Below are 14,624 nucleotides of genomic sequence, written 5' to 3'. Positions count from 1 at the left end.
GGTCAGGCCAGGGTGCGGAGGGCCTCGGCGAGGTGGGGGTGCGCGAAGGTGAAGCCGGCGTCCTCGAGGCGGGCGGGCACGACCCAGCGGGACTTGAGCAGGAGCTCGGACTCGGTGCGGAGCAGGAGCGTCGCGGGCTCGAGGACGAAGCGCGGAGCCGGCACGCCGATCCGGCGGCCGACGGCGGCGCGGAGCAGCCGGGAGAGCTCGGTGTTGTCGCTCGGATTCGGCGACGCGAGGTTCACCGGCCCGTCGAGGGTCGACTCCTCGAGGAAGCGGATCGACCGGTGGACGTCCTCCACGTGGATCCAGCTGAAGTGCTGACGGCCGCGGGTGCGCCGGTGCTCGTGGTGCACACCGGCCTCGCGGCGCGCGCGCGTCGAGGGCCACGGCCCGTCGAACTGCGGACCGCCGAGGCCGAGCCGCGCCAGCCGCAGCAGGATCGCCGTCGCCGGACCGTCTCCGAGCACGATGGACATCCGCAGCGCCACGCGCCGCACGCCGGGCGTCTCCCCGGCGAAGAACTCCGACTCCCACGCCCGCGCCACGTCGACCGAGAAGCCCTCGCCGAGCACGCCCTCGTCCTCGGTGTTCGCCCGCTCCTCCTCGTGCCGGTAGATCGTGGCCGTGCTCGCGTTCATCCAGACCGGCGGAGGAGTCGCGGCCGCCGCGACCGCCCGGTGCAGCTCCCCGGTGGTCGCCACGCGCGAGCGGAGGATCTCGGCGCGGTTCGCCGCGGTGTACCGGCAGTCGACGCTCTTGCCGGCCAGGTTCACCAGGAGGCGCGCACCGTCGAGCACCCGGGTGATGCCGGCGGTGTCGCCCCAGCGCGCGTCCGGCCCGGAGCGGCCGATCCTCCGCACCGTCCAGCCGTCGGCGGCGAAGCGGCGGGCGAGGTCCGTCCCGAGGAATCCGCTCGCACCGGCGAGGACGACGACGGGGTCAGCGGTGCTGCTCATCGCCCCATCGTGCCGCACGGCGCCGGAGTCACGGGGAGGACTCGTCGCAGGCGCGCTGCCGGTATGCGAGGTGGGTGGAGGCGGGTCTCGATCAGCCGCCGAGCGACCCCGCACCGCGGAGGAGACGCGCCGCGGCGAGCGCCCCGGCCAGCCGCTCGGCGAACCCCGGCGGCACCTCGGCGGGCAGCGCGTCGACCGGCCACCAGGCCACGGCGTCGCTCTCGTCGCTGACCGTCACGGGAGCGTCCGGATCGGCGATCGCACCGTAGCCCACGTCCCAGTGGCGGGAGCAGCGGCCGAAGCCGTCGCCGAGCGCGTGCCGGTCGAGGTCGAGGGGCAGGACGCCGAGCGGCTGCAGCCGTGCCGCTCCGCTCTCCTCCCGCGCCTCGCGAAGGGCCGCGTCGGCCGTGGAGTCGTCGCCGGGCTCGACATGACCGCCGAGCTGCACCCAGAACCGGCCCTTGCGGTGGAAGCAGAGCAGCACCTGCGCCAGATTCGGCGAGAGCACGAAGCAGCTCGCCGTGACGTGCTCGAGGCCGCCGTCGCGCTCGAGCGCCGACTCGCCGCGCTGCTCGAGGAACGCCAGGTACTCGTCCCGCAGGTCCGCGAGCGCGCCCGCGTCCCACTCCCGCAGCTCGCCCGCCAGCCGCGTCCCTCGCTCCCCCGTCACGCGAAGGACCCTACCTCCCCTCCGCGAGCTGCCCCTCCGGTGCGCGGCACGGCGTGCGTGGCGTACCGGAGCGGCGTCTCGCGGAGGGAGGAGGGACGGGAGCGTCAGACGGAGAGGCCGGAGAGGCCCTCGCGGTCGACGCGGCGGTGGAAGCGCATGCCGGCGAGACCGCCGAGCACGGCGCCGACCAGCGCGACGATCAGGGCGGCGAGCGCCGTCACGACCGCCGCGGCCGTGGCGTCGCCGGCGTCCAGGGGGATCGTCGGGAAGCCGCTGACCGCGGAGAGCGCCTGGCTGCCGCCGGTGATCGCCGAGACGATGCCCACGACGATCGCGACGACGACCGCCCAGGCCCACACTCCGACGCCCTGCTTCGCTCCGCTGAAGCGGGCCATGCGGCCGGCCACGTAGCCGCCGCAGTAGTAGGCGACGAGGAGGATGACCAGCAGTGCGATCGCGCCCGCCCAGCCGAACGCGGCGGGGTCGGCCGCGAGGTCGCCGGTGACGTCCTGGGTGCCGATGACGGCGGCCCCTATCGCGGTGACGAGGGCGGTCAGGAGGACGGCGAGTCCGGTGGCGGCGAGCCAGCCGAAGAAGGCGCAGCCGATCTTGAAGCCGCCGAAGCGGTCGCGCTCGCGCTGGTGGATGTCCTTGCGCGCGGCCGCACGGGCCTGCTTCGCCTCGGCGGAGTCGGGGCCGACGGGCGCGCGGTGCTCGGGGGCCGAGTGCGCCGAGGCGGAGCGGTCCGTCGAGGCGGAGCGGTCCGTCGAGGCGGAACGGTCCGAGGAGGCGGAGCGGTCCGGAGTCGCGGAGCGGTCCGTCGCCGCAGCCGCTCCCGTGTCCCCCGCGGAGTCGATGCGCGCCGTGCCGCCCGCCGCCGAGCCCTCTGCCCGTCGCGGCAGTCCGCCGTCAGCCGGATCCCTGTCTGTCGTGCTCATGTCGAACCTCCTGGCCGAGCGCCCCGAAGAAGGGCGACACGCTCAGTCAAGACCCAGGGAGCCCTCGGTGTCGCGGGCTTGACGACAGGACGGAGCGGTCCGGGCGTCAACCCCCTGCGCCCCCTCCCTCCCACCCGCTTGCATGGAGGCACCGACCGACGACACGAGAGGGAGAGTCATGACTCCGGAATCCCCCGAGCAGACACCGCCCGGCACCGAGGCCGAGCTGACGCCGAAGGCCGACCACGGGGAGACCAGCTACCGCGGCACCGGCCGCCTCAGCGGCAAGGTCGCCCTCGTCACGGGCGGCGACAGCGGCATCGGCAAGGCCGTCGCGATCGCGTTCGCGCGCGAGGGCGCCGACGTGGCGATCTCCTACCTCGACGAGCACGACGACGCCGAGGACACCGCGACGTGGGTCCGGGAGGCCGGCCGCGAGGCGCTGCTCCTCCCCGGCGACCTGCAGGACCCGGCGCACTGCCGCGCCGTCGTCACCGAGACCGTCGAGCGCTTCGGCCACCTCGAGGTGCTCGTCAGCAACGCCGCCTTCCAGATGAGCCGCGAGAGCGTCACCGACATCCCGGACGAGGAGTGGGACCGCACGATCGCGACGAACATCAGCGCCTACTTCCACCTCGTGAAGTCGGCGCTGCCCCACCTGAAGGAGGGCGCGTCGATCATCGCGACGAGCTCGGTGCAGTCCGACCAGCCGTCGTACCAGCTGCTCCCCTACGCCGCCACGAAGTCGGCGATCCTCAGCCTCACCGCCTCGTTCGCGCAGGCGCTCGGCGAGAAGGGCATCCGCGCCAACTCGGTCGCGCCCGGCCCGATCTGGACGCCGCTGATCCCCTCGACCATGCCGGAGGAGGCCGTCGCCGAGTTCGGCGAGCAGGTCCCGCTGGGCCGCCCCGGGCAGCCGGCCGAGGTGGCCCCCGCCTACGTCCTCCTCGCCTCCGACGAGGCGAGCTACATCAGCGGGTCGACGATCGCCGTCACCGGCGGGAAGCCGATCCTCTGATCACGCTCCAGGGCACCGCTCACCCGCAGGATTCCGCGATAGGTTCCTGCGGGTGAGCGTCCACATCCGCAGCATCGAGACGGCGGTGCCGACCACGGTCCTGCGCCAGTCCGAGGTGCGCGACCTCTTCGCGTCCCAGCCCGCGATGACCCGGCTCGGGTCCCGCCTGATCGGCGCGGCCTTCGACGCGTCCGGGATCGACACCCGCAGCACGGTGGTCGACGAGCTCGACCGGGTCGAGCGGGAGGGTGCGAGCGTCTTCTACGACGCGGGGAGCGGCCTGGTGCTCGACCCGGGGACCGCCGCGCGCAACGCCGTCTACACCGAGCGCGCTCCCGAGCTCTTCACGGAGGCGGCCCGCCGCGCCCTCGCATCCGCGTCGATGACGGCCGAGGACGTCACCCACGTGGTGACCGTCTCCTGCACCGGCTTCTACGCTCCGGGGCCCGACTACCAGCTGGTCCGCCGCCTCGGCCTCGCGCCCTCGACGCAGCGCTTCCACCTCGGCTTCATGGGCTGCTACGGCGCCTTCCCCGGCCTGCGCGCCGCCCGCCAGTTCTGCGAGGCCGACCCGGAGGCGGTCGTCCTCGTCGTCGCGGTCGAGCTGTGCACCATCCACCTCACGAGCTCCAACGACCCGGAGCAGATCGTCGCGACCTCCGTCTTCGCCGACGGCGGTGCGGCGGCCGTCGTCACCGCCCGCGAGGCCGCGCCCGGCGCCCCGGTGCTCGAGCTCGACGCGCTCGCCACGACGCTCACCGACGAGGGCGAGACCGAGATGGCGTGGACGATCGGCGACCACGGCTTCTCGATGCGGCTGAGCACCTACGTGCCCTCGATCATCGGAGCGAACATCGAGGCGGCCGTCGCCCCGCTGCTGGCCGGCGCCGAGGTCGAGCGGAGCGACGTGCAGCGCTGGGCGATCCATCCCGGCGGCCGCAGCATCCTCGACAAGGTGCAGGCCTCGCTCGCCCTCAGCGACGAGCAGCTGGCCCCGTCGCGCGAGGTGCTGCGGACCAACGGCAACATGTCGAGCGCGACCGTCCTCTTCATCCTGCGGCGCCTGCTGCACGGCGAGGCGGCCGACGGCGAGCGGATCGGCGCGATGGCGTTCGGGCCCGGCCTCACCGTCGAGCTCGCGCTGCTCACCAAGCGGGGCGGGGAGTGACTCCGCGAGCCCCTCTCGCGCCGGACCTGCGCCACCGTGAGGTCTCCGAGCAGGAGCTGATGGACGACCCGGACTGCGACCGCACCCTGCTCGACGCCACCTACGCCCGCTTCGGCACCGTGAACCGGCTGGTCTCGGGGTGGCGCGGCCTCTACCGCTCGCGCCTGCGTCCGCTGCTGCGGCCCGACGAGCCGTTCCGCCTGCTCGACATCGGCTCCGGAGGCGGCGACGTCGCCCGCTCCCTCGCCGGCTGGGCCCGCGAGGACGGCCTCCGCCTGGCGATCACCGCCGTCGATCCGGACGAGCGCGCCTCCGCCTTCGCCACGTCGACGCCCGCGCCGCCCGGAGTCGAGTTCCGCCGCGCGAGCAGCGCCGACCTGGTCGCCGAGGGCGAGCACTTCGACCTGGTGACCTCCAACCACGTGCTGCACCACCTGTCGCCGGAATCACTCGCCGACCTGCTCGCCGACAGCGAGCGCCTGGCCCCGCGCGCCCTCCACAACGACATCGAGCGCTCGCGGCTGGCCTACACGGCCTACCTGCTGGCCACGCGACCGATCGCGGCCGGCTCGTTCCTCCACTACGACGGGTCTCTGTCGGTGCGGCGCAGCTTCACCGCCGCCGAGCTGCGGGCTGTGGCGCCCGAGGGGTGGCGGGTCGAGCGCGCGGCGCCCTACCGGCTGCTGCTCGCGCGGGGCGAGGTGTGAGGACGCGGCGGAGGGTGAGCGCTTCCGGTCCGCTCTGGCTGCGCGCCGCCGCCGTCAGCTACTCCGCCAACTGCGCCCTCGGCACCGCCGTCGCCACCGGCGCTCTCCGCACAGGCCGCTGGCACTGGATCCATCACGCGCTCTACATCTGCACGTCGACGCTCACCGCTCTGGCCTGGGCGACGCTGCGACGGTCGGACCCCCGCGCCGCGTCCGCGCTGGCTCCCGCCGCCGTCCCGCTGGCGGTGATCCCCTTCGCGGGGACGCACGGACGCCGGCACCCGGCGATCGCGCTGGCGGCGGCTCCGTTCGTGCTCGCCGCTCTCGGGCGGACGCGGCGGCCGGCGCGGCGCCGAGGAGTGCTCCAGCGTCTCAGGGCCGGGTCAGCCCTGCGCTGACGCGCCCCGGCTTCTAGCGCGGGGGCTCGACGTCGCGGTCGGGGTCGGAGCGGTACGAGCGCAGCGCCTGCCAGCCGGCGATCGCGAGGATCAGCGCGCCGCAGAGCATCGTCAGCAGGTTCGGCACCGAGAAGCCGCTGCCCACGACCGAGTTGATGCCCGCGCCGAGCACGAACACACCTCCGAGAAGGTAGAAGATGACCCTCGTCTTCACCGTTCCACCGCTTCCCTCGAGCCTGCACAGGACCCTCGATGGTACCGCGCGCACCCCGGGCCGCCGCCGCTCCCCCCTCTGCGCGATCGATCGGGGCAGGATCGAGGCATGGAGTTCCTCGATGTCGTCCGGCGCCGGAAGACCACCAACGGCGCGTTCCTGCCCGACCCCGTCTCCGAGGAGCACCAGCGGCTCCTGATGGAGGTGGCCGGCCGGGCGCCCTCGCAGCTCAACAGCCAGCCGTGGCGGTTCGTGCTCGTCGAGGAGCGCGAGACGATCGACCGGATCGCCGCGATCAGCGGCGAGAGCATGACCACCGCGATGTCGAACGGCACGTTCTTCGAGCGCTACAAGCCCTACTTCCGCTTCAGCAGCGAGGAGATGGAGCAGCGGCGCGACGGGATGCTGTTCGACAAGCTGCCGGCTGCGCTCCGCCCCTTCACGAAGCAGGTCTTCACGAAGCGCGGGCAGTTCCTGATGAACTCCCTCCGCGTCCCCCAGACGCTCGGCGAGGAGAACCGCCGGCTCGTCGCGGGATCGCCGCTGCTGCTCGGGGTGATGCTCGACCGCTCCGAGTACCGGCCGGGCGAGCTCTCCTCCTTCTACTCGGTGTTCAGCATGGGCGCCGCGATGGAGAACGTCTGGCTGAGCACGGTCGAGCTGGGGATGGGGATCCAGTTCGTGTCGTTCCCGATGGAGGTGCCGGGAGCGTGGGCGCGGATCGAGTCGCTGCTCGCCGTGCCCGACGAGCTGGAGCTGATGGCGGTGTACCGGCTCGGCTACCTGCCTCCGGAGCAGCGGCGGCCGGCGATCGACTGGTCCTCGCACCAGCGGAAGCTGCCGTCGCAGTACGTCTTCCGCGGCACCTGCGCGACCCCGCAGGAGGGGTGGGACGCGCCGGCCGGGCCGTGACGGGATCCTGAGCGGCGCGGCCGGCAGCCGGAGGTGCCCGCGCTCGCTCCCGGGCCGGCCCCGGCCGACGGGAGATCCGCGACGGAGCATCGACTCTCGCTACATGCGTCGGCTAACGTGGCGCCCAGCACGCCCGGCAGTGCTACGTCCCGTCCGCGGGACTGTCAATGGGGGTCCGGCGTGTCTCCCGCCCGATTCCCCGCACCGGGGTCCGAGCGGATACCGTCCCCCGAGGAGCCGTCCGCCAGGGCCGGCCCGATGAACGAAGGGGGCCCGTGGCCACGCTCATCTACGGACCGCAGAACCTCGAGATCGAATTCGAGGAGCGCGTCCTCGCGCACCTGAAGGTCGCCGTCCTCTCGAAGCTGCGCCGCAACGAAGCCTTCTCGCTCTCGTGGATGGAGGACGCCTCCACCGGACACGGCCGGAGCTCCGTCTGGCTGCACCCGTCGGTGCCGCTGCACTTCCGCTTCACCGAGGCGCACCAGCCCAAGCTCAACCGCGCGTGGATCGAGCAGATGCTCAGCGTCGCCAGCATGCACGGCGAGCTCTCGGTCCTGCCGGAGCCCGAGGAGCAGCGCCAGGGCTCCTGAGCTCCGCCGCTCCTGGGCCCCGCTGCCCCCTGATCGCACGGCCGTCAACCCCGTCCCCTCTGCGGGGGACGCGAAGTACCGTCGAGAAGACGTCCCCGGAACCATCGGCGGACGTCGACGGACGGAGACGACCATGACGGACACCGCGCGAGCGACCGGCCTGCCCACCCTCACCCCGGTGCGGACGCTCCGCAAGGAGCAGCCGATCGAGCCGCGCCGCGTGCCGGACTCCGTCTCCGTCGGCTCCCAGCCGGTCATCGGCTGCCGGATCGACGTGAGCGGCCGCTCCTTCGTCGTCGAGCTCGACATGGCCGGCATCTTCCTGCGCCAGGTGCGCCGGAGCCTGCGCGAGGGCGAGGGCGGCCTCGTGCTGCTGCGCCACGTCGACGGGATCGAGATGATCCCGTTCTCGCGCGCGACGCCGTTCGACGTCTCGGACATCGTCTGCCCCGAGGGCGTCGAGCCCGCGGACGCCCGCTCGGCCCTGGGGCTCCGCGACCGCTGAGCCACGACGGGTGGCGTGCTCCGCCCCGCGCCCGCCGCTGAGCGGGATCAGGCGGGGAGCGACGCCTCGATCAGGTCGACGATCCGCGGGTCGTCGGGCTCGACCGTCGGGCGGAACCGGTGGACCGTGCCGTCGGCCGTGATCAGGAACTTCTCGAAGTTCCACTTCACCCGGCCGGCCTTGCCGTTCTCGTCCTCCGCCTTGGTGAGCTCCGCGTAGAGCGGGTGCGCCGAGCGGCCGTTGACGCGGACCTTCTCGAACATCGGGAAGGTGACCCCCCAGGTCGTCGAGCAGTACGCCTTGATCTTGTCCTCGTCGCTCAGCTCCTGGAGGAACTGGTTGCTCGGGAAGCCGAGGACCGTGAATCCGCGCTCCCCGTAGCTCTTCTGCAGGGCCTCGAGCTTCTCGTACTGCGGGGCGAGGCCGCAGCGGGAGGCGACGTTGACGATCAGCCGCACGGGCGGGTAGTCGGCGAGGGTCGACGTGGTGCCGTCGATCGTGGTGAGGGGGATGTCGGCGATCGTGTCGGGCACGGAGGGCTCCTTCGGACGTGGTGCGTCGACGCTACTCCCCGCCGCCGAGGGAACCCCGAGTCGTGGAGGCGGCTCGCTGCGGGTTCCCGCGACGGTCCGGGGTTCCCTCGGCGCGCACCTGCCTCCACCATGGGGGGATGGCCGCCTCGCAGCAGATCGTCTCGGTCGGCGGGCGGAGGCTGCGTCTGACGAACCTCGACAAGGTCGTCTACCCGGAGACGGGCTTCACCAAGGCCGACGTGCTCTCCTACTACGCCTCCGTCGCCTCCGCGATGCTGCCCCATCTCGCGCGCCGCCCGGTCACCCGGAAGCGCTGGGTCGACGGAGTGGGCACCGCCGAGCATCCGGGCGAGGTCTTCTTCGAGAAGAACCTCCCCTCCTCCGCCCCCTACTGGCTGAGCCGGACCCGGCTCGCGCACTCGTCGCGCGACGTCGAGTACCCGCTGGTCGACGACGTCGCCGGGCTCACCTGGCTGGCGCAGCAGGCGGCGCTCGAGCTGCACGTCCCGCAGTGGCGGGTGGGCTCCGACGGCGAGCGCCGTCCGCCCGACCGTCTCGTGCTCGACCTCGACCCGGGCGAGGGGGCGGGCCTCGCCGAGTGCGCCGAGGTCGCGTTCCTCGCCCGCGACCTGCTGGAGGGGATGGGGCTGGCTCCGCTGCCGGTGACCAGCGGGAGCAAGGGAGTCCACCTCTACTGCCCGCTGGACGCCTCCGCCTCCAGCGACCAGATCTCGGCGGTCGCGCACGAGCTGGCGCGCGCGCTCGAGTCGGACCACCGCGACCTCGTCGTCTCGGACATGAAGAAGACCCTGCGCGAGGGCAAGGTCCTCGTCGACTGGAGCCAGAACAGCGCGGCGAAGACGACCATCGCCCCCTACTCCCTCCGGGGGCGCCTCCGGCCGGCCGCCGCCGCGCCCCGCACGTGGGAGGAGCTGGGTGCCGAGGACCTGCGCCACCTGTCGCCCGACGAGGTGGTGGAGCGGCTGCGGAGCGACGGCGACCTCCTCCGCCCGCTGCTCGCCGCCCGGGGTGCCGGGCTCGAGCCGACCCCGGAGCGGATGGCGGGCTTCGCCGCGACGGACGCCTCCTCCGACCGCCTGGCGACCTACCGCAGCATGCGCGACGCGTCGAAGACGCCGGAGCCGGTGCCCGAGGCGGGGTCCGCGGGCATCTCCTCGGGCGACTCCTTCGTCATCCAGGAGCACCACGCGCGGCGCCTGCACTACGACTTCCGGCTCGAGCACGACGGCGTCCTGGTCAGCTGGGCGGTGCCGAAGGGCCCGCCGCTGGAGGGCGACCCGAACCGGCTCGCGGTGCAGACCGAGGACCACCCCCTCGAGTACGCGACCTTCGAGGGAACGATCCCGGCCGGCGAGTACGGCGGCGGCGAGGTGCGCATCTGGGACGAGGGCACCTACGCGCTCGAGAAGTGGCGCGAGGGGAAGGAGGTGATCGCGGTGCTGACCGGCCGCCCCGACGGCGGGCTCGGCGGCGAGCCCCGCCGCTACGCCCTGCTGCACACGGGCTCGAGGGAGGGCGCCGAGAAGAACTGGCTCCTGCATCTGATGGCGCCGGGTCCCGCTCACGGGCACGGGACGCAGCGACGGGGCAGGGCGGCCGCGTCCGCCGCGTCGCCCGCTCCCCGCCCCGCACCCTCCTCCGACCGCCCGGCTGAGGACTCCGCCCCGCGCCGCCACCGCCCCATGCTCGCCACGCCCGGACGCCGCGGCGACGTGGACCCGGGGGCCGCGATCGAGATGAAGTGGGACGGCTACCGCGCTCTCGTGCGGGTGCAGGGCGGCACCGCGACCCTCACGAGCCGCAACGGCAACGACCTGACCGCGGCGTTCCCCGATCTGCTCGCCCCGCTCGCCGAGGCCGCCGCCGACGCCGTGCTCGACGGCGAGATCGTCGCCCTCGACGCTCGCGGGCGCCCCGACTTCGGCGCCCTGCAGACCCGCGGCGGGCTGACGAAGCCGCGCGAGATCGAGGCGGCCGCCCGGTCCACTCCGGTGCACCTGATGGTCTTCGACCTGCTCGAGCGCGCAGGAGACGACCTGACCGGGAGCGATTACGACACCCGTCGCTCGGCACTGGTCGAGCTCGTCGCCGAGAACGAGCGCGTGCACGTCCCGTCCGTGTTCGACGGCGACCTGGAGGAGGCGATGGCCACCAGCCGCACCCTCGGCCTCGAGGGCGTGGTCGCCAAGCGCCGCGACTCGCGCTACCAGGAGGGCAGCCGCTCGCGCGACTGGATCAAGCTCACCCACCACCGGCTGCAGGAGGTCGTGATCGTGGGCTGGCGCGAGGGCGAGGGCGGCCTGCAGGGCTCGGTCGGGGCGCTGCTGACCGCGATCCCCGGCGAGGACGGGCTCGCCTACTCCGGCCGTGTGGGCACCGGCTTCAGCGACCGCGAGCGCCGCGGACTGGTCGACCGCCTGGCCGAGCACGCCGCCGAGGAGCCCGCCGTCTCCGTCCCTCCGCTCGAGTCGCGCGGCGTGCACTGGGTGTCGCCCGTCCTGGTCGGCGAGGTCCGCTACCGCGAGCGCACCGCCTCCGGCACCCTCCGCCAGCCGGTCTGGCGCGGCTGGCGCGCCGACAAGGCCGCCGAGGACGTCCGCGTGGAGGAGCCGGGCAGCTGACCCTCCGGTCTTCCGACGGAGAGGTCCGGGAACGCGGCTCGCGCCGCCGATCCACTGCGGCCCCGGGCACCTCAGTCCAGGCGCACTCCGCGCAGCAGGAGGAGGGTCGCGCCGACCGCGGCACCGGTGCCGATGAGGACGCCGCCCGCTCCGGACGCCGCCGCGAGGACGCCGAGGAGGCTGGGCAGGGCGATCAGCCCGAGGCGGTTCCCGGCCAGGCGCAGCGCGAGGGCGCGGCCGTGGCGGTCGGCGGGGGTCCGCTCGATCAGCCACGACATCGTGATGGGCTGGCCGATCCCGAGGCCCAGGCCGAGGGCGGCGACCGCGACGAAGAGGAGCACGGTCGGCGCGGGCAGGGCGACCAGCACCAGGCAGAGCGCCGAGATCAGGATGCCGCCCACCATCACCCGGGTGCGCCCGAGCCGGGCGGTGGCCGCGCCGAGGAGGAGCCGCGAGGCCATCGACGCGAGCGCGCGCACGGTGAGCAGGGCTCCGACGACGCCGGCCGGGAGCCCGCGCTCGGCGCCGAGGGCGGGGAGGTAGACGACGGTCAGGTCGACGGCGGCGACGACGGTCGCGCTGGTCAGCAGGGCGCGCGCGAGGCCCGGCACCCGGAGGAGACCGAGCGTCGAGCCCGGAGCCGCCGCCCCCTCCGCCGCGGGTCCGCGCGGGGACGGGCTGCGGATCCCCGCCGTCGAGACCAGCAGCAGCACCGCGAGGATCCCACCCACGAGGAACAGCGGCGCCGGGTCGGGCCGCACCGAGCCGCCCGCGAGCACCGGGATGAACGCGGGCCCGATCGCCTGCCCGAGCGACGCGGCGAACGTGTAGTAGCCGAAGCGGCTGTCGAGCCGCGTGCCTCCGGTGCCGCCCGCGACGACGGTCTGCTGCCCGACCACGCAGCCCAGGTGCCCCGCGCCGAGCAGGGCGATGCCGAGGAGCAGCCCCGCGACGCTCCCGCCCGCCAGGAGCAGCACCGCGGCCGCTCCCACCGCGACGAGCGAGCCGACGGCCATCACGGCCCGGGCGCCGACCCGATCGACCAGCCCGCCCACCGGCAGCGCGATCAGCAGCGGCACCAGCGCGAACGAGGCGCCGAGCGCCCCGAGCGCCCAGGCCGGCACGTCGAGCCGGATCGCCTGGTAGACGGCGGCCGGCCGGAGCAGGAACGCGACGGCCTGGATGAGCACGGCGTGCGCGAGCAGGGACGGAGTCGCCAGGCGGTTCCGCACGCGCGCTCCTCCCCGCGGCGCTCGGCCGAGCACGCGCTCCCCCATCCTCCTCCCGGTGCCGCCGCCGATTCGCCCTGGCACGCCCGTCCTCCCCCCTCGAGAACGGGCCTTCCGGCTCAGCCCTGCGGCGGCGTCGAGGGGAGCGCGTGCGCGGGAAGGGTGCCGAGGCGGTGCCGGCCGCGGAGGAGGAACCAGGCCAGGCCGATCCCGACGACCGCGGCGATCACGACGACCGCGCTCCAGCGCAGCTCCTCCCCGTAGACCTCGACGCGCGGCCACGCGAGGTCGATCGTCATCGCCGCGCCCCAGAGCACCGCGACGACGTTCACCGGCAGGCCCGCGCGGCCGAGCGAGAAGCGCCCGGGCGCGGCTGCAGGCCACCGGCCGCGGAGCCGGGCGATCAGCAGCGGCACCGTCACCAGCAGATAGGCGAGGTAGATCAGGATGACCGCCACGCTCGTCACGGCCGTGAAGATCGCCGGCGTCCCGATGTTCACGACCAGGATCAGCACCGCGAGCACCCCCACGACCAGCGCCGGCGCCACCGGGGTCCCGCGCCGCGGGTCGACGCGGGCGAGCACGCGGCTGCCGGGCAGGGCGTTGTCGCGCGCCATCGCGAAGATCAGACGGATGCCCGCCGTGTGCACCGCCAGCGCGCACACCGTGATCGCGACGACCACGCAGAGCAGGAAGACGGTTCCGAGGGGGCCGCCGAGCACCTGCAGCACGATCCGCTGCAGCCCGCCCGACGCCTGCCCGAGCGCCGGGTCGGCGAGGTCGGGCGCCGAGAGGATCCCCAGCAGCAGGATGAGGCCCCCGAGGACGAAGGAGGCGGTCACCGCCCGCAGGATCGCCGTCGGCGCGGTCCGGCGCGGGTCGACCGTCTCCTCGCCGAGCGAGCCCGCGGTGTCGAACCCGTACATCACGTACGCCGACGCGATCGCGGCGATGAGGAACGCGCCGGCGTACCCGCCCGGGGTGCTCCCGCCGTAGCCACTGGTGTCGAGCAGCACTGTCGGCGGATGCACCACATTCACTGCGAGCACCGCCACCAGCAGCACCGCCGCGATCAGCTCGATCAGCACGCCGACGCTGTTGATCCGGGCCATCAGCCGCACGCCGCGCGCGTTGACCGCGGTGGTGAACGCGATCAGCAGGGCGCCCCAGATCACGGCGCTCACCCCCGAGGAGCCGCTGAGCTGGAACCCGCTCCAGATCTGCGGGAGCGTCGCCTGGTACGCCAGCACGACGGCCGCGAGCGTCACCACGGAGGCGGTGGCCATCAGCCAGCCCGCGAGCCAGCTCACCGCAGGCCCCGCCAGGCGCTTGCTCCAGTTGTAGACGGAACCGGCGACCGGGTAGCGGGCGGCGAGCTCGGCGAAGCACAGAGCCACCATGAGCTGACCGGCGAACACGATCGGCCAGGACCACCAGTAGGCGGGACCGCCGAGCGCGAAGCCGAAGGAGAAGAGCTGGAACGTGCCCGTCAGGATCGAGATGTAGCTCACGCCCGCGGCGAAGCTGCCGAAGCGGCCGATCCCGCGGGTGAGGGAGGGGCGGTACCCGAACTCGGCGGTCCCGTCGTCGACGTCCTCGGCGGTGCTCATCGGGCTCCCCCTCGCGGGCGCGCTCGTCGCACCGAGGTCAGGATGCCAGCCGCCGCCCGGCCGCACGACTCCCCCGTCCCGGGCGTCCGCCGGCGGGTGCTCAGCGCTCGCCCCGCTCCCGGTGCACAGGACTCGGGCGGCCCCCGCGGACGGGAGCGGCGTCAGCCGTGCGCCGCGAGCCGGGTGCGCTGGGGCACCAGGAGCTCGAGCAGCTCCTCGACCCCGTCGACCCGCTGCGGCTCGACCGGGTGCCCGGGTCCGCACGGCTTGTAGGCGGGCGGATCCACGTTCAGGACGTGCCCGACGGGCCGCCCCTTCTCCCAGACCGTGAGGAGGAAGGCCCCGTCCCGCTCGTCGGGGGCGCCGATCTCGAAGACCCGGCCGCGCACGATGGCGCACTGCGGCTCCTTGCGCGCGAGGCGCACCCAGAAGGGATGGTCTCCGGTCATGGTGTCCGTCCTCCCCGGCCGACCCGCGGCCGTGCCCGTAGCGGTCGACCGGTGATCGTGTCGTCGGCGACCCGCAGGG

Annotated in this window: 16 protein-coding genes; 8 read left to right on the top strand and 8 right to left on the bottom strand. The window is 74.1% G+C overall.

The genetic code is table 11. From position 1 onward, the window contains the following. Positions 1–2: 2 nt before the first annotated feature. The 3 genes from C5C39_RS14590 to C5C39_RS14580 form a co-directional block, all read right to left on the bottom strand. Positions 3–959, bottom strand: a complete 957-nt coding sequence (locus C5C39_RS14590; protein WP_104353704.1) for an epimerase — start codon at positions 957–959, stop codon at positions 3–5. A 91-nt stretch (positions 960–1,050) separates the two neighbouring features. Beyond that, entirely contained in the window at positions 1,051–1,629 is a 579-nt protein-coding gene (locus tag C5C39_RS14585) for an NUDIX hydrolase (RefSeq protein WP_258075852.1), read from the bottom strand. Positions 1,630–1,733: 104 nt separating this feature from the next. Beyond that, the gene (locus tag C5C39_RS14580) at positions 1,734–2,567 is read right to left on the bottom strand and encodes a hypothetical protein (RefSeq protein ID WP_258075851.1); all 834 of its coding nucleotides are present in this window, start codon (positions 2,565–2,567) and stop codon (positions 1,734–1,736) included. 178 nt (positions 2,568–2,745) lie between these two features. On the opposite strand from C5C39_RS14580, the gene C5C39_RS14575 reads away from it, so the two are divergent. Genes C5C39_RS14575 through C5C39_RS14560 form a run of 4 tightly spaced genes read left to right on the top strand, consistent with a single transcriptional unit; the run spans position 2,746 to position 5,858 of the window. Continuing rightward, entirely contained in the window at positions 2,746–3,585 is an 840-nt protein-coding gene (locus C5C39_RS14575) for an SDR family oxidoreductase (protein ID WP_104353703.1), read from the top strand. Positions 3,586–3,637: 52 nt separating this feature from the next. Continuing rightward, positions 3,638–4,753, top strand: coding sequence for a type III polyketide synthase (locus tag C5C39_RS14570; RefSeq protein ID WP_104346225.1), 1,116 nt, complete (start codon positions 3,638–3,640; stop codon positions 4,751–4,753). After that, positions 4,750–5,460 carry a class I SAM-dependent methyltransferase gene (locus tag C5C39_RS14565; RefSeq protein ID WP_258060494.1) on the top strand — a complete coding sequence of 237 codons (711 nt, stop codon included), beginning with the start codon at positions 4,750–4,752 and terminating at the stop codon, positions 5,458–5,460. The genes C5C39_RS14570 and C5C39_RS14565 overlap by 4 nt, the downstream gene beginning before the upstream one ends. A 14-nt stretch (positions 5,461–5,474) precedes the next feature. Then, the gene (locus tag C5C39_RS14560) at positions 5,475–5,858 is read left to right on the top strand and encodes a hypothetical protein (RefSeq protein ID WP_104353702.1); all 384 of its coding nucleotides are present in this window, start codon (positions 5,475–5,477) and stop codon (positions 5,856–5,858) included. A gap of 13 nt (positions 5,859–5,871) precedes the next feature. Here C5C39_RS14560 and C5C39_RS14555 read toward each other — a convergent pair whose 3' ends face one another. Further along, positions 5,872–6,072 (bottom strand): hypothetical protein, encoded by a 201-nt coding sequence (locus tag C5C39_RS14555; protein ID WP_104223776.1) that lies wholly within the window; start codon positions 6,070–6,072, stop codon positions 5,872–5,874. Between the two features lie 108 nt (positions 6,073–6,180). Here C5C39_RS14555 and C5C39_RS14550 point away from each other — a divergent pair, with 108 nt between their 5' ends. From C5C39_RS14550 to C5C39_RS14540, 3 genes are all read left to right on the top strand, one after another. Then, positions 6,181–6,984 (top strand): nitroreductase family protein, encoded by an 804-nt coding sequence (locus C5C39_RS14550; protein ID WP_104313571.1) that lies wholly within the window; start codon positions 6,181–6,183, stop codon positions 6,982–6,984. A gap of 275 nt (positions 6,985–7,259) precedes the next feature. After that, entirely contained in the window at positions 7,260–7,577 is a 318-nt protein-coding gene (locus C5C39_RS14545; RefSeq protein WP_244229547.1) for a hypothetical protein, read from the top strand. A gap of 133 nt (positions 7,578–7,710) precedes the next feature. Continuing rightward, complete coding sequence (locus C5C39_RS14540; protein WP_104223778.1) at positions 7,711–8,082, top strand: hypothetical protein; 372 nt, start codon at positions 7,711–7,713, stop codon at positions 8,080–8,082. Between the two features lie 47 nt (positions 8,083–8,129). Here C5C39_RS14540 and C5C39_RS14535 read toward each other — a convergent pair whose 3' ends face one another. Beyond that, positions 8,130–8,615: a glutathione peroxidase gene (locus C5C39_RS14535; protein WP_244229546.1), complete on the bottom strand. Its 486-nt coding sequence runs from the start codon at positions 8,613–8,615 to the stop codon at positions 8,130–8,132. 137 nt (positions 8,616–8,752) lie between these two features. On the opposite strand from C5C39_RS14535, the gene C5C39_RS14530 reads away from it, so the two are divergent. Continuing rightward, a complete protein-coding gene (locus C5C39_RS14530; protein WP_104353701.1) occupies positions 8,753–11,257 on the top strand; it encodes an ATP-dependent DNA ligase in 2,505 nt (834 codons plus the stop codon). Positions 11,258–11,328: 71 nt separating this feature from the next. On the opposite strand, the gene C5C39_RS14525 is transcribed toward C5C39_RS14530, so the two are convergent. From C5C39_RS14525 to C5C39_RS14515, 3 genes are all read right to left on the bottom strand, one after another. Beyond that, positions 11,329–12,489: an MFS transporter gene (locus C5C39_RS14525; RefSeq protein ID WP_258061331.1), complete on the bottom strand. Its 1,161-nt coding sequence runs from the start codon at positions 12,487–12,489 to the stop codon at positions 11,329–11,331. A 116-nt stretch (positions 12,490–12,605) separates the two neighbouring features. Next, positions 12,606–14,096 carry an APC family permease gene (locus C5C39_RS14520; protein ID WP_104353700.1) on the bottom strand — a complete coding sequence of 497 codons (1,491 nt, stop codon included), beginning with the start codon at positions 14,094–14,096 and terminating at the stop codon, positions 12,606–12,608. Between the two features lie 161 nt (positions 14,097–14,257). Beyond that, the gene (locus tag C5C39_RS14515) at positions 14,258–14,545 is read right to left on the bottom strand and encodes a hypothetical protein (RefSeq protein WP_104223782.1); all 288 of its coding nucleotides are present in this window, start codon (positions 14,543–14,545) and stop codon (positions 14,258–14,260) included. Positions 14,546–14,624: the final 79 nt, after the last annotated feature.

Origin of the sequence: Rathayibacter sp. AY1F3 (assembly GCF_002931975.1) — a bacterium.
Lineage (GTDB): Bacteria > Actinomycetota > Actinomycetes > Actinomycetales > Microbacteriaceae > Rathayibacter.
This window is presented reverse-complemented; position numbering and strand designations above follow the sequence as displayed.